12 protein-coding genes and 2 riboswitches are annotated in these 19,450 nt (G+C 51.1%); of the genes, 3 read left to right on the top strand and 9 right to left on the bottom strand.

The window, feature by feature from the left end; translation table 11 throughout:
- Positions 1-367 precede the first annotated feature (367 nt).
- Positions 368-2,014 (bottom strand): DEAD/DEAH box helicase, encoded by a 1,647-nt coding sequence (locus DW739_RS05880; RefSeq protein WP_107000818.1) that lies wholly within the window; start codon positions 2,012-2,014, stop codon positions 368-370.
- A 411-nt stretch (positions 2,015-2,425) separates the two neighbouring features.
- On the opposite strand from DW739_RS05880, the gene DW739_RS05875 reads away from it, so the two are divergent.
- Positions 2,426-3,238, top strand: coding sequence for an amidohydrolase family protein (locus DW739_RS05875; protein WP_022359467.1), 813 nt, complete (start codon positions 2,426-2,428; stop codon positions 3,236-3,238).
- A 96-nt stretch (positions 3,239-3,334) separates the two neighbouring features.
- Here DW739_RS05875 and DW739_RS05870 read toward each other — a convergent pair whose 3' ends face one another.
- Positions 3,335-4,984, bottom strand: coding sequence for a hypothetical protein (locus DW739_RS05870; protein ID WP_118492939.1), 1,650 nt, complete (start codon positions 4,982-4,984; stop codon positions 3,335-3,337).
- A gap of 268 nt (positions 4,985-5,252) precedes the next feature.
- Positions 5,253-5,332, top strand: a riboswitch (ZMP/ZTP riboswitch).
- 84 nt (positions 5,333-5,416) lie between these two features.
- Between DW739_RS05870 and pflB the strand changes: the two genes are divergently transcribed.
- Both pflB and DW739_RS05860 read left to right on the top strand, forming a co-directional pair.
- Positions 5,417-7,720, top strand: coding sequence for a formate C-acetyltransferase (gene pflB, locus DW739_RS05865; RefSeq protein ID WP_279221034.1), 2,304 nt, complete (start codon positions 5,417-5,419; stop codon positions 7,718-7,720).
- A gap of 2 nt (positions 7,721-7,722) precedes the next feature.
- On the top strand, positions 7,723-8,535 hold the full coding sequence (locus tag DW739_RS05860; RefSeq protein WP_118492941.1) for a radical SAM protein: 813 nt from the start codon (positions 7,723-7,725) through the stop codon (positions 8,533-8,535).
- Positions 8,536-8,871: 336 nt separating this feature from the next.
- Here DW739_RS05860 and DW739_RS05855 read toward each other — a convergent pair whose 3' ends face one another.
- The 7 genes from DW739_RS05855 to DW739_RS05825 form a co-directional block, all read right to left on the bottom strand.
- Positions 8,872-9,561, bottom strand: a complete 690-nt coding sequence (locus tag DW739_RS05855) for a response regulator transcription factor (RefSeq protein ID WP_022359471.1) — start codon at positions 9,559-9,561, stop codon at positions 8,872-8,874.
- 49 nt (positions 9,562-9,610) lie between these two features.
- Complete coding sequence (locus DW739_RS05850) at positions 9,611-11,086, bottom strand: HAMP domain-containing sensor histidine kinase (RefSeq protein WP_118492943.1); 1,476 nt, start codon at positions 11,084-11,086, stop codon at positions 9,611-9,613.
- A 268-nt stretch (positions 11,087-11,354) separates the two neighbouring features.
- A complete protein-coding gene (gene metK / locus DW739_RS05845) occupies positions 11,355-12,542 on the bottom strand; it encodes a methionine adenosyltransferase (protein WP_022359473.1) in 1,188 nt (395 codons plus the stop codon).
- A 78-nt stretch (positions 12,543-12,620) separates the two neighbouring features.
- A riboswitch (SAM riboswitch) is annotated at positions 12,621-12,764 on the bottom strand.
- Positions 12,765-12,860: 96 nt separating this feature from the next.
- The gene (locus DW739_RS05840; protein ID WP_022359474.1) at positions 12,861-14,153 is read right to left on the bottom strand and encodes a UDP-N-acetylglucosamine 1-carboxyvinyltransferase; all 1,293 of its coding nucleotides are present in this window, start codon (positions 14,151-14,153) and stop codon (positions 12,861-12,863) included.
- 290 nt (positions 14,154-14,443) lie between these two features.
- Positions 14,444-16,924, bottom strand: a complete 2,481-nt coding sequence (locus DW739_RS05835; RefSeq protein ID WP_118742795.1) for a hypothetical protein — start codon at positions 16,922-16,924, stop codon at positions 14,444-14,446.
- Between the two features lie 335 nt (positions 16,925-17,259).
- Positions 17,260-18,231 carry a hypothetical protein gene (locus DW739_RS14865; RefSeq protein WP_182427949.1) on the bottom strand — a complete coding sequence of 324 codons (972 nt, stop codon included), beginning with the start codon at positions 18,229-18,231 and terminating at the stop codon, positions 17,260-17,262.
- Between the two features lie 195 nt (positions 18,232-18,426).
- Positions 18,427-19,347, bottom strand: a complete 921-nt coding sequence (locus DW739_RS05825) for a sugar phosphate nucleotidyltransferase (protein WP_118493572.1) — start codon at positions 19,345-19,347, stop codon at positions 18,427-18,429.
- Between the last annotated feature and the right edge of the window lie 103 nt (positions 19,348-19,450).

Below are 19,450 nucleotides of genomic sequence, written 5' to 3'. Positions count from 1 at the left end.
AAGATAAAAAGTCATCTTTGAGACAAACAAAACATCTCAAAGATGACTTTTTATAATTTTATCTTTATGATATACTAATACAGCTACCACCCCTAGACAGGTGCAGAAAGGGGGTGTGCCATTTTGAATATATTTCTGTCTTTTCTTGTGTCCGTCGTGGCAAGTGTAATCGCCTATTACATATGCAAGTGGTTGGACGGACATCGTTAGGTAGTCAGCCAGAGGCTTAAGCCACCTCGCCCAAATGGAATAAAATCCCTCAGGTGTGCCCGCACCTGAGGGATTTGTTTTTGTGCCACTTTGAACACTTTTGTCTTTTCGCCTAATGGCATTATAGCATATGCCAAATATAATTTCAATATGCTCTTTACTTCCGGTTCGCCTTCTCCATATGCACGTTCTTGCCCTTGATCTTCGCACCGCGCATCGCCTGCAGTACAACGTCCGCATGCTCTCTCGGCACCTCGACGAATGTGTAATTATCGAACATATCGATACTTCCGACCATACGTCCCGGCATGCCGGATTCTCCGGCGATCGCACCGAGGATATCGCCCGGACGGATGCCCTGGTTCTTTCCGATGTTGATGAAGAGACGCGCTACGTCCTCATTTCTGCCACGGCTTCCTCTGCCGTTTCTTCCACCACGGCTGCGGCGGCTCTCATCCTCGAGATCCTCCAGCTCACGCAGCGGGCGGTTCTCCTCTAAGAGCTCCTCGCCCTCTTCGCCCATCATCATTTTGAGCAGCGCTGCTGCCAGATCGAGCGTCGTGTAGTCCTCTTCCAGCACACGTTTTTCTACAATATCGATCACCTTGCTCAGATCGCTGTCCTGCAGCACCTCGCCCACCTGGTCGAGAATCTTATCTGCCTTGATGGAGGTCACATCGTCCAGAGACGGAATCGCCTGCGGAATGATGCGGGTCTTGCAGTAGCGCTGGATCTCGCGCAGCTTGTAAACCTCTTTGCCAACTACGAGGTTAAACGCCTTGCCCTCGCGTCCGGCACGTCCAGTACGTCCGATACGGTGTACATAATACTCGTCATCCTGCGGTACATCATAGTTGAATACCGCCTCAACGTCATCGACGTCGATACCGCGGGCTGCCACATCCGTTGCCACCAGAATGTCCGTCCGTCCGGTACGGAATGCACGCATGACACGGTCACGCTGCTCCTGTTTCAAATCGCCGTGAAGCCCTTCTGCAAAATAGCCGCGTCCCTGTAAGCCCTGTACCAGCTCATCGACCTGCTTTTTCGTGTTGCAAAATACCACTGAGAGCTTCGGATCATAGAGATCCAGCAGACGGCACATAACCTCCAGCTTATTCTTCGGTTTTACTTCATAATAATACTGGGTTACCTTCGGAACGGTCAGCTCTTTCTTGACCACGCGCACAATCTGCGGATCTTTCTGGAAGTTCGTCGCGATCCGCTGAATCGCCTGCGGCATCGTCGCTGAGAACATCAGCGTCTGTCTCTCCTCCGGCAGTGCGCTTAAGATGGTTTCCATATCCTCTAAAAAGCCCATGTTCAGCATCTCGTCCGCCTCGTCGAGGACAACCGTGTGGATCTGATCCATCTTGACGGTTTTGCGGCGCATGTGATCCATCACACGCCCCGGCGTACCGATGATAACCTGCACACCATCCTTGAGGGAACGGATCTGACGTCCGATCTCCTGTCCGCCGTAGATCGGCAGAACCTTGACACCGTGCATGTATTTTGCCAGGCGGCGGATCTCCTCAGATACCTGGATGGCAAGTTCACGGGTCGGGCAGAGAATGATCGCCTGCGGCTTCTTATTCTTCGGATCGATCTTCTGTAACAGCGGAATACCAAACGCAGCCGTCTTACCGGTACCAGTCTGTGCCTGTCCGATGATATCCAGTCCCTGCAGTTCCAGCGGAATCGCCTGTCCCTGAATCGGAGAAGCCGCCTCGAACCCCATATCGGTGATCGCACGCATGATCTTTGCATCTAACTCTAAATCTTCAAATCTGATTGTTTCCATTCTATTCCTTTCATTGTCTGATTAACGGTCTGCACATTCCGGAGATACATTTCATATATCATATTAGTTATCTTTTTTGCATTCTTCCGGAATATTTACAAAAAAAGAAAGAGGCAGTTTGCCCCTTTGCAATACGCATAGCTATCACTATACCAGATCATAGTGTGGATGTCAAACAGATGGAGAAAAATTTGACATCCACCCCATTTGGGACTACACTAACAGTTGATTTCATACAGTTGCTGCATGCTCTATGAACCTGCCGGACTGTCACTGCATTTCTTATTTATATACACCCGAAGTTTTGTTGCACCGGATTTTCTCAAAACTTCCAGACATACATCACAGCAGAAAGGAGGACAGCGCCGTTCTTTTTCCAAAAGGTTTTTGATACAGGCGCCTGTTATCATTATGAAAATCATTGATTCACATTTGCACTTTTGTCCCGGTTACCCGCATTTCGATGAGATTGCCATCGAAGCCGGTCATATCAATAATGAAGAGCATCTGCGGGAATGCTTTCAGAAATATAATATCGTCGGCGGCATCGTCATGGGAAACCGCGGCGTTCACCCGGATAATCACACATACCCGGATTTTCTGCGCTATTGCGTCGGCGTCGAAGCACGAAAACTGACGCCGGAAAAGATTCAAAAGACATGCGATCTTGTCGAAGAAAACTTAAAACGGAATACCTGCGTCGGCATCAAACTCTACCCGGGATATGATTCCATCTACGTTACCGACGAGCGCTTCGAACCGATCTACGACCTCGCCAAGGCGTACAAAAAGCCGGTTGCCATCCACACCGGACAGACCGCCGGTTCCAAAGCATTCATCAAATACAGCCATCCGCTGACCCTCGATGAAGCCGCCGTCCGCCATCCGGATGTCCAGTTCGTCATGTGCCACTTCGGCAACCCGTGGCTGATGGATGCCGCCGCCGTTGTCGAGAAAAATGAAAATGTCGCCGCCGACCTCTCTGGGCTTTTAGAGGGCAAATTTGACATTCCGGAGTTTCTGGAAGAGCAGAGCGGGTATATCAGCACCCTGAAAACCTGGCTTGCCTACATCCGCGACTATGATAAGCTCATGTTCGGCACCGACTGGCCGCTCGCCAACTATGAAGATTACATCGAAATTACGAAACGGCTGATTCCGGAAAAATATTGGGAAACTGTGTTCTATCAGGCGGCGGAGCGGATTTATCATTGCAATTTTTAATGGATTTTTAGAAATCATAGCTCTTTTAAACCATAAAAAAGATATTGAAAACGGCTTATTTCAGGCTGTTCCCAGTATCTTTTTTATCTCAAAACATCATTCTTTCCCGGCACCTGTCACATCTAAAAACACATCCGCCACTCTTTCCATCCCCAGATACGCATACGGCAGCAGCAGCATAAAATACACCACCGAATACTGCCCCTTCGCCTCCCAGACCAGATGGAACAGGAATCCCCCAATAAACACGATTCCCGGAAGCAGCATCCCCCATCTGTCCGGTTCTCCACGTTCCTGCCTCTCCCAGACCGTTTCCATTCCCTGTTTTTTCACAGCCTTCACAGTTTTTTCTGCTTCTATCCTCTTTTCCCATGTTCGTTTCATCAGGACATGCTTACTTCGGCTTCCTTTGGCACTCATCCCGGCAATCACCCATACACACGCCATCGCATACACAAACGTCTGCAACAGATTCGCCGCAAAAACATAGAGCCGGTTCAGACCCCCTTCTTCCTTGAAAAGCTCCCATGGCGGGCTTTCCTCCGCCCAGGAGGTATTTCCCACCTCCTGGATCCAGAGACTCTGAAAGGTCGGTTCCGCCCAGATTGACTCGATCTTCCGAACAAAGAAATCAGCGGCTTTCGCCGGTTCCTCTGCCATATCTGAAATCGTTTTCCGCAAATCTGCCTGCGCCCATGCGGCCGCCAGATCCGCATCCCCATCTGCCTTCTGAAAGAGTTTTACCTGATAGCCATTGTACCAGCCCGGTCCACGTTTGCTCTCCTCCAGTCCCATCTGCACCCAGGCAATCATCGGCGCACCGTCCGATACCGTGCGTCCGGTCACAGAAGAAATTCCTGTTTGAATCCCCCGGTTTCCAATCACATACACTGTAATCAGAAGCACCGCTGCCACCAGCAGGCGTGCTTTCCTTCGAAAGACTCCCGAGGATGCCAGATACAAAAACAGCGCCACCAGCACAATCTCATAATTCGACTTGAGGATCACCGCCGCCGCTACTGCTGCCGCGCCAATCCAGAAGTCTCTTCCCCGCCCCTCTTCCACATACCGCACCAGACGTTCCATCGCCAGACACGAAAGTCCAAATCCTGGCATCGTACCGTACACGAAGAGGATATAGAAAGAAAATGGCAGACAGCACGCCATCCACAAAAGCAGGCTGCACCTTTCGTTTCCCCGTACCGTCATCCGCTGCAGGCTCACGATTCCCAGAATAAAAAAACCGATATTTAAAATCTGGAAAACTGCATACGCCACATCCCCAAAGAAAAATACCAGCACTGCCATATAGAGAATCAGCCCGTTCTGAGACGGGTAAGTGTACGCATACCCAAGCGGTCCTTCCGCTGTCCCATACGAATACGCCACCGGCTCCCAGGCGCTGAAATCGCCCTGCAGAAGTCCCTGCGCGGACGCCATACACTGATGAGAGTCAGAACCGCCCCAGGACGGGACAAGGAGAATCCAAAAAAGATAGGCAGCAGCCGATAAAAGAAGCCACTGGTTCTTCCGGCACTTTCGTTCCTTTCTCCGCCTGTAAAACACCGTCAGTCCAATCACACCCGCACCAAAAAACAGGTGCAGAAACAGACTGTCCCTTCCATACTGTACAATCTCAGAACCTCCATAGACCCGGCAGGTCACAACCGCGCTGAGCAGTGTCAGGAAAAAAAGAATTCCTCCCAACAAAATCCGCACCAACCCGACACAAAATTTTTCCAGCATTTCCTTCCTCTCTTCTGTCATTTCTGTCAAATTCAGGTTTCATCATTACTGTTCAAGCATCGTGCCCAGCAACTTTTTATCCCTTTTTCATTCCCATCTGTCCTAAAACTTCACTCATTTTATCAAGTCATTTGCTAAATGTCCACTCTTTCCGGCACTCTTTTTGTTACTGTGAACAGCTACGGACTTGAACTGTTACCTCTTCACTGCTACCTCTTCCCCCAAATATAGCTTGACATTCCTCTTCGGTTCTGATATACCTTAAACATAGCAGTCATACAACTGACGGATAAGTGGATCAACCACATGAAGTATGACTGGAAATTGCCGACCGTCTGGGCGTCACAGCACAGACCGTGGGTATTTTTTTTACTTTTTTTCACTCTCACTGTCTCTGCTGGGATCGAAATTTTTCAACCAGGAGGTAAACACATGTCTGCTATGTATCAAACATTCCAAAACACACCTATCTTTCAAACAGCCTGGAGAGGTTTTCTGGGCTCCAAATGGACCGACGAAGTGAACGTCCGCGATTTCATCCAGAACAACTATACGCAATATGATGGCGATGAAAGCTTTCTCGCTGCCCCAACCAGTGCCACTCATCTGCTCTGGGAACGCCTTCAAAAGCTTCAGAAGAAAGAGCACGAAAAGGGCGGTGTGCTCGAATGCGAAACTGAAATCGTATCCAGCCTGACCGCCTATGGTCCGGGATATATCGATCCGGAGCTTAAAGATCTGGAACGCATCGTCGGACTTCAGACCGACAAACCACTCAAGCGGGCTTTTATGCCGTTCGGCGGAATCAAGATGGCGGAGGAAGCCGCCAAAACCTACGGCTACCATGTCAATCCAAAATTTCATAAAATCTTTACCGAATACCATAAAACCCACAACCAGGCCGTCTTCGATGCATATACCCCGGAAATGAAAACCGCCCGCCACTGCCATATCGTCACCGGACTTCCGGATACCTATGGACGCGGCCGGATCGTAGGCGACTACCGCCGGATCGCCCTGTACGGAATCGATTTCCTAATTCAGGAAAAGAAAAAGGATCTGGAACGCTGTGGAAATGGCGCCATGTTTGATGACATCATCCGCCAGCGGGAAGAGATCGCCGAGCAGATCCGCGCTCTAAAGGACATTCAGGAGATGGCTGCCATCTATGGTTTTGATATCTCCCGTCCGGCTTCCAATGCCAAAGAAGCCGTCCAGTGGCTCTACTTCGGTTACCTCGCTGCCGTTAAGACCCAGAACGGTGCCGCCATGAGTGTCGGACGCATTTCCACCTTCCTTGATATCTACATCAACCGGGATTTAACAGAACAAACACTGACCGAGATCGAGGCGCAGGAATTAATCGACCATATGACAATGAAATTCCGCATGGTAAAATTTGCCCGGATCCCATCCTACAACCAACTTTTCTCCGGCGATCCGGTCTGGGCAACGCTGGAAGTTGCCGGTCTGGGACAAGACGGGCGTCCGATGGTAACGAAAAACGATTTCCGCTTTTTACATACGCTGGAAAATATGGGACCGTCCCCGGAACCAAACCTGACCGTCCTTTACTCTTCCCGCCTGCCAGAGGCATTTAAGAAATATGCTGCCAAAATCTCCATCAACACATCCTCGATCCAGTATGAAAACGACGATGTCATGCGTCCGATCTGGGGGGACGACTACAGCATCTGCTGTTGCGTCTCCGCCACCCAGACAGGCAAGGAAATGCAGCTGTTCGGCGCCCGTGCCAATCTTGCCAAATGCCTTCTCTATGCCATCAACGGAGGCAGAGACGAGAAATACACTGCCAAAGACGGACGTCCGATGCAGGTTGGTCCAGCGTATGCGCCGATCACATCCGAATACCTCGATTATCAGGAAGTCATGCATAAATACGATCAGATGCTGGACTGGCTGGCGGGCATTTATGTGAATATCCTCAATTTGATTCACTATATGCACGATAAATATTACTATGAGTCCGCTGAGATGGCGTTGATCGACACGGATGTCCGGCGTACCTTTGCCACCGGAATTGCCGGTTTCTCCCACGTGGTCGATTCTCTCTCCGCGATCCGGTATGCAAAAGTGAAGGTCATCCGTGATGAATACGGCATCGCCCGCAAGTTTGAGACAGAGGGCGATTTCCCACGCTACGGAAATGATGACGACCGCGCCGACGAGATTGCCGTATGGCTGTTAAAAACCTTTTTACATAAAGTAAAAAAATACCACACCTACCGGAATTCCGAGGCAACCACCTCGATCCTCACGATCACCTCCAATGTTGTATATGGCAAGGCAACCGGCGCACTTCCGGACGGACGGCCGGCATTCACCCCGTTTGCCCCAGGCGCAACTCCTTCCTACGGCGCAGAGCAGAACGGTCTGCTCGCTTCTTTAAACTCGGTCGCAAAGCTTCCATATGAATATGCGCTCGACGGCATCTCCAACACAGAAACGATTGCACCGGGGGCGCTCGGTCACTCCGAGACAGAACGGAAAAATAACCTGGTTCACGTCCTGGACGGATATTTTGATCAGGGCGCGCATCATTTAAATGTAAATGTCTTTGGAATCGAAAAACTGAAGGACGCGATGGAACACCCGGAAAAACCGGAATATGCCAACTTCACCATCCGTGTTTCCGGATATGCCGTTAAATTTATCAATCTGACCAGAGAACAGCAGCTCGACGTGATCGCCCGTACCTGCCACGAGGTGCTGTAACGATGCATACCGGTTATATTCATTCCATCGATACCTTCGGCTCCGTAGACGGTCCCGGTGTCCGCTTCGTGGTATTCATGCAGGGCTGTCTCATGCGCTGCCGCTACTGCCACAATCCGGATACATGGGTACTGCCAAAGGAACTTTCCCTCCCGGACGTCTCCACCCACACCTCCGGCACATCCGCTCTTTTCGAAGGTGTTTCTTGCCCATCTAAACACACCGGTTCGCAGGAAATCACCCCGGAAGCACTTCTTCGCCAGGCACTCCGCTACCGGAGTTACTGGCGCGGGGGCGGCGGCATCACCGTCAGCGGCGGAGAACCGCTCCTTCAAGCTGACTTTTTATGTGAACTTTTCCAGCTTGCCAAAGAACAGCACATTCACACCACACTGGACACCGCGGGACAGCCATTTACCACCGCCGAACCTTTCTTTTCCCACCTGACCACGCTTTTAGAGCACACCGATCTTGTTATTCTGGATCTGAAACACATCGATCCGGAAAAACATCGTCTTCTGACTGGGCACTCCAACGAATCCATTCTTTCCTTTGCCCGGTTTTTAGACCAGATTCATAAGCCCCTGTGGATCCGGCATGTTTTAGTCCCCGGCATTACCGATGATCCGGCCAACCTGCATGGAATCCGTGCATTTCTGGACACACTTTCAAATGTGGAAAAGGTAGAAATTCTCCCATACCACACGCTCGGCATCTATAAATGGGAAACGCTCGGCATTCCCTATTCCCTGTCCGACATCCGTATCCCGGACGAGAACGATCTGAAGCGGGCAAGCCAAATCTTGTTGGGATGAAAAAGAATGTGCCTTGGCACCTTCGGGCGTCTCACGCGGTCGCTTGCGACATGTTTCTGCTTCGCGCGAGTGCGCATCCTCGCGGAGCATTTTATATGTTACTGTTCACGCATACGTGCCCAGTAACGGAATTTGCCGTGGCTTCGCATTTAAATACGGCAAATTCCTGCTGCCACCACGTTTTCTTACGGCACTTTCGGTTCCAAAAGTGCCTACCCGTGAACAATAACTTTTATATTTCATAGGACGCAATTTCCTATGAAATATAAAACGGCCCTTGGAAAGCGCTCCTGTTTGCGTTTCCCAAGGGTCGTTTTTATGTGGCTTACCCAGTCATCAGACTTTAAACCGGTATCCAACACCCCATATCGTCTCAATATACTGCGGTTTCGCCGTGTTGAACTCGATCTTCTCACGGATCTTCTTAATATGCACGGTAACCGTCGCGATATCTCCCAATGACTCCATATCCCAGATCTCGCGGAAGAGTTCTTCCTTGGTAAATACATGGTTCGGGTTCTGTGCTAAAAAGGTCAGCAGGTCAAATTCCTTCGTCGTGAAGTTCTTCTCCTCGCCGTTGATGTAAACGCGGCGGGCAGTCTTATCAATCTTGAGTCCCCGGATCTCGATGATCTCGTTTTCCGGCATACCGCTGCCGATCAGGCGCTCATAACGCGCCAGATGCGCCTTGACACGCGCCACCATCTCGCTCGGACTGAATGGTTTCGTGATATAATCGTCCGCGCCCAGTCCCAGACCGCGGATCTTGTCAATATCGTCCTTTTTCGCAGATACCATGATGATCGGTGTGTTTTTTACTTCCCGGATCTTCTTGCAGATCTCGAAGCCATCGACCCCTGGCAGCATCAGATCAAGAATCAGAAGATCAAAATCTTCCTCCATGCCGCGTTTCAGTCCCGTTTCTCCATTATTTTCTATCTCAACCTCAAAACCAGAAAGCTCCAGATAATCTTTTTCCAGCTCTGCAATACTCTCCTCGTCTTCTACGATTAATATTCTGCTCATCTGTGAATTCCTCCTGCTGTTTTTATTTAAACGACCAAACTTCAAATCACTATGCCCCGACATACTTGCGCAAAACGAAATGGATCTCCGTTCCGATGCCTTCCTTGCTGGTCGCCCAGATGCGTCCGCCGTGATCTTCGATAATCTTCTTTACGATCGAAAGCCCGATGCCGCTACCGCCCTTGGACGAATTTCTCGACGAATCCGTCCGGTAGAAACGATCGAAAATATACGGCAGATCTTTCGCCGCGATTCCCTTTCCGTTGTCCTCGATGATGACCTGGATAAAATCGCCGTCATCCTTGATGCGGATATTTAAAATACCCTTTTTCTTGTCCAGATATTTGAGCGAATTTCCGATAATGTTGTTGATCACTCGCTTCATCTGCTCCGCGTCCGCGATCACGACCACATCCTCGTCCACATAGTTGAAATATCCCAGCTCGATGCCGCGCGTCTCCATATCCAGACCAACTTCCTCAACACAATCACCAAAATATTCCGCCACATTGATCTTTGAAAAGTTATACGGAATCTTGTTCGTATCAATCTTCGAATAGAACGTCAGCTCGTCAATCAATCGATCCATATCGTTTGCTTTATTATAAATCGTCCGAATATATTTATTCAATTTCTCAGGTGAAGAAGCCACGCCATCCTGAATGCCTTCCACATACCCCTTGATCGCCGTGATCGGAGTCTTCAGATCATGGGAAATATTGCTGATCAGCTCTTTGCTCTCCTTGTCGTACTGGAGTTTTTCTTCCTGCGATTCCTTGAGACGCAGGCGCATCTCCTCGAAATCCTGGCAGAGCATTCCGATCTCATCTTCATCATCCACATCGAGCGTAAAGTCCAGATTTCCATCCCGGATCTGCTTGGTCGCCTCCTGCAGCTTGTGCAGCGGACGCAGCAGAGAACGGTAGATCCACATGATCAGCAGACCGCCCATAAAACTGATGATCAGCACGCCGAGAAGCAGCATCTCTCCGAGCAGCGCCTTGATCTCCGGCACATAATCCCCGACGTTCGTCACGATGAACACACTGCCCTGTGAATCATCTGAAAACCGGAAATCGATCTGTTTGACCAGATGCTGTTCCTCGCCATCCATGTAAATACTGCCTGCCATACTTCCCTGATCACCGTACGGCGCCAGCCGTTCGCAGAGCTCGCGTCCATCCTCGCTTCCGCAGAATGTGATGTCCTTGCCCTTGCGGATGACTAGATACGAATATTTATCGCGCAGTTCTTCATTGACCTTGCTCAAATAAGCCGGTTCTTCAAATAAATCTGTATTTTCCCCGACCGCCTCGCGGATCTCCTCCTGGATTCCCTGCGTCAGCCGGTTAAACACCTGTGTCTGATTGCCGGAGAGCAGATCGATCTGCTCCGACAGCCCGTATGTTTTCTGAAACAGATGCTCCTGATAGTTTACGAGTCCGAACGCCGCCACAAATATGAGCACAATCGGAACGACCGTAATCGTCACAAAAGCAATCGCCAGACGTGTGCGTATCTTCATCCTATTTCCTCCAGTCATTGCCCGGTCTGATACCAGATTGCCCCTACAAAAATCCTCCCGCAAAACTGCGTCGGACTTCTGCGCTTTTGCTCCTGATATCTTCCACAAATAGTGTATCATATTTTGCAGATTACGTCTCTAAAAGTATTATAAATAAAAAAGCATGTGCCTTTTTGTGTAATAAAAGAGACTGCCGCAAAAGCGGCAGCCCCCTCGTTCTGATCTTATGATTTTTTACGGGCAGATATCCCTGCAGCGTTTCCTACTTTTACAGATACGCCTTTAATTCATCCACCTTATCCAGCTTCTCCCACGGAAGATCCAGATCGTCGCGACCGAAATGTCCGTATGCAGCCGTCTGTTTGTAGATCGGGCGGCGCAGGTCAAGCATCTTGATGATGCCAGCCGGACGCAGGTCAAAGTGCTTGCGGATCATCTCAACCAGCTGATCCTCACGCAACTTGCTGGTTCCGAATGTATCTACCATGATGGAGGTCGGCTGTGCAACACCGATCGCATAGGAAAGCTGAATCTCACATCTGTCTGCCAGTCCAGCTGCTACGATGTTTTTCGCAACATAGCGGGCTGCGTATGCAGCAGAACGATCCACTTTTGTGCAGTCTTTTCCGGAGAATGCGCCGCCGCCGTGACGCGCCATGCCGCCGTAGGTGTCCACAATGATCTTACGTCCGGTCAGACCGCTGTCTCCATGCGGACCGCCGATAACGAAACGTCCGGTCGGATTGATAAAGAATTTTGTATTCTCATCAACCATCTCTGCCGGCAGAATCTCGTCAAATACATATTTTTTAATATCCTTATGGATCTGCTCCTGGGTTACTTCCTCGTCATGCTGGGTGGAAAGAACCACTGCATCCAGACGGGATGGTTTGCCGTTCTCATCGTACTCTACGGTTACCTGTGTCTTGCCGTCCGGGCGCAGGTAGCGCAGGGTTCCGTCTTTGCGGACCTTGGTCAGCTGGCGTGCCAGTTTGTGTGCCAGATAAATCGGATATGGCATATATTCATCCGTTTCGTTGGTCGCATAACCAAACATCATACCCTGATCGCCGGCACCGATTGCCTCCAGCTCCTCGTCGGTCATCTTGTTCTCTTTTGCTTCCAGCGCTTTATCAACTCCCATCGCGATATCCGGGGACTGCTCGTCCAGTGCCACGATCACGCCGCAGGTATCACAGTCAAAACCGTATTTCGCACGGTCATAACCGATCTCACGGACGGTATTGCGGACTACCTTCTGGATATCCACATAGCCTTTCGTTGTGATCTCGCCCATAACCATAACCAGACCGGTTGTCGTCGCCGTCTCACAAGCCACACGGCTCATCGGATCCTGCTCTAAGAGCGCGTCCAGAATCGCATCGGAAATCTGATCACACATTTTATCCGGATGTCCTTCGGTTACTGATTCAGATGTAAAAAGTAATCTCTCCATATTTTCTCCTTTGATAAATTTGTCGTAAGACGTAAAAAAAGTCCGCAGCAACACGGACTTGATTATCTCGATCAAATCCTCTTATTGCTCGATAAACCGATCTACCGGTTCCTCGCTCAGGCTGGCACCTTCCGTTCCCTGCTGAGACTAATTTCCAGTCCCATGTAACGGGGTTGCCGTGACTTCATAGATCCTTTGTATCTCCATCACTCTGAATAAGGGATATATACGAACTTTTTAATTGTTAAAAGCTTCAACAGTACGATAACATACTCCGCGGTGTCTGTCAAGCAATATGTGACACCGCATTCTTTTTTATCAGCCCACTTTGAGTCTGAACTTCTGCGCCTCTTTCTCGGAATCGACTTTCTCGATCACCGCGCCAAGTCCCTGCAGCTTCTTCTCAAAATGCTCATAGCCTCTCTGGATATAACCGATCTCATCGACAGTCGTATATCCTTCCGCTGCCAGCCCCGCAATGACCAGGGCAGCGCCTGCGCGCAGATCTGGTGCCTCCACCTGTGCTCCAGTCAGCTTCTTCACGCCGGTAATGATCGCGGTATTGCCCTCAACCTTGATGCGTCCACCCATGCGGGCAAGTTCGTCCACATATTTAAAACGGTTTTCAAAAATACTCTCGGTCACTACACTGGTTCCCTCTGCCAGTGCCAGTGTCACGGTGATCTGCGGCTGCATATCAGTCGGAAATCCCGGATACGGAAGTGTCTTGATATCGGTATGCACATGGCTCGGGCGTCCCACAACACGAACCGCCTCATCAAACTCCGTCACCTCACAGCCCATCTCGATAAGCTTCGCAGAAATTGCTTCCAGATGCTTCGGAATGACATTCTGTACCATCACGTCGCCGCGGGTGATCGCTGCCGCACACATAAATGTACCTGCCTCGATCTGGTCCGGGATGATCGAATATTCGGTTCCATGCAGCTTGTGGACGCCGCGGATGCGGATCACGTCGGTTCCGGCACCCTTGACATTGGCTCCCATGCTGTTTAAGAAGTTCGCCACATCGACGACATGTGGTTCTTTCGCCGGATTCTCGATGATCGTCTCGCCCTCTGCCAGCGTCGCTGCCATCATGATATTGATCGTCGCGCCGACCGACACCATATCCAGATAAATATGGGTACCAACTAAATCAATCGCATGTGCGAGCACCGCGCCATTTTCCACCTGTACCTTCGCACCGAGGGCACGGAAGCCCTTTAAATGCTGGTCGATCGGACGGCTGCCGATGTTGCATCCGCCCGGAAGCGGAACCTGTGCGCTTTTATACTTGCCAAGCAGGGCGCCAATAAAATAGTAGGAAGCTCGGATCCGGCGGATGTACTCGTCATCCACATGGATCGCATGAATCCCCTTCGCATTGATGCGGACAGTGTGCCGGTCAATCCGGTCTACCATCGCGCCAATCTCCGAAACAGCCTCCAGAAACACGTTGATATCACGCACGTCCGGCAGATTTTCTATTAAAACATCCTCGTCCGTCAGAATCGATGCCGCCAAGATTCCCAGCGCCGCATTCTTCGCTCCGCTGATAGTCACTTCGCCTACCAGCGGATTTCCGCCCTTCATAATAAATTGTTCCATTCTGCACCTCAAAATCTATTATCTTACGATACTTACACGCGCCAGACGGCGCCTCAAATCTTTAATATTTTCTTAAATTTATATCATGTTATCTACATGATTATATCATAACATCTCAATTTGTAAAGCACTGGCTTTCCGTTTATTACTGTTCACGCATATGTGCCCAGTAATGGAATTTGCCGTGGCTTCGCATTTTAATACGGCAAATTCCTGCTGCCACCACGTTTTCTTACGGCACTTTCGGTTCCAAAAGTGCCTACCCGTGAACAGTAATTTCCGTTTTTCCCTTAATTGGCAAGGAAACAAATGAAATCATTGCCTCCGTTTCCCTCGAAAAATGCCGCTGCATCGTTGAGTCCCATCTTATCCGTGTAGGCAAATTCCGTGCCCGGATACCAGAGACAAGAGATGTTGTACGCGTCGTATCCACAGATCAGACCATAGCTTCCGTCTCCCAGATATGCCACCACCGGCATGCCCGCGTAGACAAAGTAGAGAATCTGGTTCAGCGTCAGCCCGCGTGCGTCGATTAACTCTGTGCCATCCGAGGAGGTCGTCTTTCCGTCCGCCATATCCGACAGATAGCGGCTGACGGTTCCCGCCATATTCTGGACGTCGCGGATCGTCTTCGCGTCGCTCCGGTTTGCTCTCACCCAGACAACCCGGTCATTTTCATCCGTTACAAGTCCCATGCCATCGTAAGCTGCCTGCACCGCGCTGGAAAATTCCGCATACGAGCCTTTCAGGCGTCCCTCGCTGTAGGCACTGTAAATCCGCTGTGCAGCCGCGCCATTGTTCTGAAGCACAATCACATCATTTTCTTCTGCTGCCACCTGCTTCGGAACATGCACCTTCGTGCTCCGTGCCGTCTTGCCTGCATCCAGCTTGACGCAGTAGAGACGCCCCTTTGCGCTGTCATTTAACGTAGCGATTCCATCCAGTGGATCTTTCGACACTTCCTCATTACAGACCAGCGTGTCCTCGTCCATCGGCTGATAGCCGCTTCCTATCTGGCGCATCCGTGACAGATGAACCCGGCTGTCCTGAATCCGCACATCCACCAGGCTGACACCCGGCTTCTCATAGCGGGTCTCCATCTCCATATTGCTGCCGACGATCTCGACCGCATACAGCGGAAGCCCCGTCACGCGTCCATCCATCGTAAGCTGCTCGTTCGGATGAGCAAGCCCGTAGACTAAGTCGGTTCCGACAAATCCGATCAGCCGGATCACGGTCTGATCCGGGAAGGAAATCTCATCCTTCTTGCCTGTCTCCAGATTCATGACATGCAGCTTGGTCGAACGGTAAATATCCGCCCCATCCTGCCACGCAATCCGGGAGGCATCCGTGCTGACTGCAAAATTTTCCTCCGTCAGGCCATCTGCCACCACCATGTACTCTTTTCCCGTCAGATCGACACTGTAAACCGCATGGTTCATCAGCACATACAGCGTCTGCCCGCCGCTTAAGTAGCACAGCTGGTTGATATCCTGGCGCAGGTTGCCGTAATCGGTCGATGCCGGCAGATACAGCCGCTCTGTCAGGGCATTTCCCGCAGTCTCATAGCGGTATAGCGCGATTCCCGTCGTTCCCTCGTGGTTACCGCGGCTCATATAGCCGTACACGGCAAAATCAATCTGGCCTGCCTCGCTCACATCCAGAATCTTGATTCCGTAGGTATCATAATTGACCCTCGTATCATTCTCGCTCTTGCGGAACGCAAATACCTTTGTGCTCTCTTTTTTTCCTGTATCATAAATCCAGAGCGCCCGGTTTGCCACAAAGGCACGGTATTTCCCCGCTTCATCCTGCATCGACTGCAGATCCTCCGCATCCGAAACCCCCAGCTGAATCCGGTCACCAGAATAGGCGCTGCTCTCCCCCGTAAAAATCTGGTCCGCGCGGCGGTCATAATTCATCATGTAGATGCGCTGTGCGCCCAGCTTCATCGTGAAGCTCTCGATCACATCGTAATAAGCAGCCGCCTTGCCATCCTTCATCTCACTTACAACATACTTTAAATCGATCGTCCCAATGATGCCCTGCAGCTCCCGCAGATGAATTTCCGGTTCGCTGACCCGCTCCATCGAAAGCCCTTTCCAGGTCAGTTGGCTGAAATCGCTTTTTAACGTCACATGTCCCAACGAACTGTTGTCCGCATTCGGATCCGTCTCCAGATAGGTCGTCAGCTCCCTCGCTGAATCATAATCAAACGTCTTTTCAGAAAAGGACACCGCCAGATCGACCATCTCCTGCACACGGCTCTCCTGCTGCCACATCACGCGCGTGTAAAAATAGATCGCCGGGTGCTTTTCCGTCGCGATCGCAATCGTTAAGCGGTATTCGCTTTCCTCCGTCAGAAGGTTCTGGATCGGAAGCTCCGCAGAAACCTCTTCCCCTGACTGTTCCCAGTGGTCAAGCGTTGTCCGTTCTACCAGACGTTCGCCGTCCAAACTGCGGATCTCATACTGCATCCCCGTAATCTGGGAGTCCAGCTTGTCGATCGTCACCGACAGTTTCCGGTCTGCCGGAAGCAGCGTCAGATCCCCGCGTCCAGCCGCTTTCTGGCTGTCCTCCACGAAACCGTCCAGCTCGTTCATCCGCCGTCCCAGAATATTCACATAAGCGACTGGAAGGTTCGCGTCCTCAATCGAGGTATAGACCGCCCCATCCTCCCGCAGCTGCATCCAGGACCAGGTAAAATAACCGGCTGCTGCCAGCACAAATAAGATCAGTAAAATCAGTATCTTTTTCAGGTTTTTCTTCATATATCAAATCAATTCCTTTTATCTCTCCACCATACCAGTTCCGTATCTTCACAGGTACAGGAAAATCTACCCGCCGAACTGTTTCCGTTTTGTCATGCACGCCAAAAACTGCCGCAGGCACCCATCTGTCCCGGCGGCAGCCTTTGTTTCAGTATAACACAAGCAGGCTTCAAATTCCAGAATTTCTATGATTTGTAAGAACTCCGATTGTGTTACTGTTCACGCATACGTGCCCAGTAACCCGATTGTTCTTTTTCCAAATCGGTAAAATTCGTTGTCACACCTGGATGTTACCGCATTTTAATTTAAAAAATTTACACCTGAAAACCGCAATTTCAGCACTTCCGACACCGTCTTCGCTCCTGCAGCTCATTCATTAATAAAACCTGAAGAAAATCCTGAAGCGGCGCTCCCCACGGATTCCCCGGTCTCCCCGGGCGCGGTCCCGGCGGCGGAGGCGGCGGTCCCCACGGATTTCCCGGTCCTCCCGGGCGCGGTCCCGGCGGCGGGGGTGGCGGTCCCCACGGATTTCCCGGTCCTCCCGGACGCGGTCCCGGCGGCGGGGGCGGCGGTCCCCACGGATTTCCCGGTCCTCCCGGGCGCGGTCCCGGCGGCGGGGGTGGCGGTCCCCACGGATTTCCCGGTCCTCCCGGACGCGGTCCCGGCGGCGGGGGCGGCGGTCCCCACGGATTTCCCGGTCCTCCCGGGCGCGGTCCCGGCGGCGGGGGCGGCGGTCCCCACGGATTTCCTGGTCCTCCCGGACGCGGTCCCGGCGGCGGGGGTGGCGGTCCCCACGGATTTCCCGGTCCTCCCGGGCGCGGTCCCGGCGGCGGACTCCATGGACGGCGCTCCTGCGCGGTCAGATTCGGCTCATCCGCCTCCCACACCATATATCCAGCGTTTCCGCCCTTCTGTTCGCCCCGAAGTGGTCCATACCATACATCATTTCCAGGAAGATGCGGCTGTATGCTGGTTCCCGCCAGATTCTCTTCTCTTTCTCCACCAGGAGAATCTATTTTCAGGGAATTTTCCACCATCGCCGTTCCTTCTTCTGTGGATACGGTGCCCACGTCCGCCGCCTTTATATAGTTCGTCAGTGTATCCGTCCTTTCCGTTCCAGCCGGATAAACCTTCTGCCATTTTTCCAGTGCCCGTTTTGTCAGTTTTTCCAGAAAGATCCGATCCGGATATTCATCATAGATGGGACTCCCCTCATACTCCAGCTCATCACAGACCGCTTCCACGCAAAGCTGCATCTGCTTACATGCAGCCGGATAAAGACTCTTAAAATATGCAAAATCCTGCATCGGACTGCCATTCCCCCTTAATTCAAGGCTTACATGGTATCCTATGCAGGATTTATGCGTATCATGTTATTCTCACGTACCGTTTTTCACGTTATCCTCTGCACAGCCGAATCAGCTGCACCATTTCGCAGTATCGTTCTCATGATGTTTTATCTTTTCAAATAATTCTGTTTCTTTAAACTGTTCCTCAAATTATCAAAACAGTTTTTCCGGGTACACGCCATCACGGATCAGCGCCCGGATCGACTCCGTCACGCTCTCCTTATCCTCACGGTAGGTCACACCAAACCAGCAGTCGTGCGTCTCCAGAAGTTTCACCCTTGCGCGCCCGTCGTGGATCATCTGATCGATAATCGTCGGAAGCAGGTACTCCGACTTCACGTCGCCCTCTTTCAGCCCCGCAAGAAACTCTGGAAATCCTTTTTCCAGCTCCTCCACAAAGCCCGGTGTGAGTCCCCACATATTCATCGATACATGCTGGTTCTCCTGAACCGAAACCGGATTCCCCTCTTTGTCCGTCGCCGTCATGCCGTCCGCTGTCTTCTGGATATTGTAGGTTTCGGTTACGCGTTTTAAAATCTCTCCCTCGCCCACCTCACAGACGCCGCGTGTCACGCCGCCGTTCTCGCTGAGCGTATTTGCCAGAATAAAGCCGCCCATGCAGATATCATACACCGGTGCGTTCACGTCCATCTGTTCCACCATGTATGTATGAATCTTTCGGAACACTTCTTTTCCATAATAATCATCCGCATTGATCACCAGAAATGGCTCTTCGACCAGTCCGCGAATGCTCAAAATCGCCTGTCCAGTTCCCCACGGTTTTTTCCGGTCTGCCGGGACACTGAATCCCTCCGGTACATCCGAAAGCTCCTGGAATGCGTATGTCACCGGCGCAATCTTCTCAATCCGGTTCCCGATCACTTCTTTGAAGTCCTCCTCCAAATCATGACGGATCACAAAGATAATCCGGTCAAATCCAGCTTCCAGCGCGTCATGGATAGAGTAATCCATAATGATCTCCCCATTCGGACCCACCGACTCCAGCTGTTTGATCCCTCCGCCAAAACGGCTTCCGATTCCGGCTGCCATAATGACAAGTGCTGTTTTTTTCATCTTCCCTCTCCTCGTCCGTATATTTGCTGCCATCTGAACATTATGTAAACAACAACATTTTTACTGCAATCGTATGTCCAGTATAGCACAGAACCCCTGTGGT

Origin of the sequence: Clostridium sp. AM28-20LB (assembly GCF_003480665.1) — a bacterium.
GTDB lineage: Bacteria > Bacillota > Clostridia > Lachnospirales > Lachnospiraceae > Otoolea > Otoolea fessa.
Note: the sequence above shows the minus strand (reverse complement) of the source record. Positions and strands in the feature narration are given on the sequence as shown.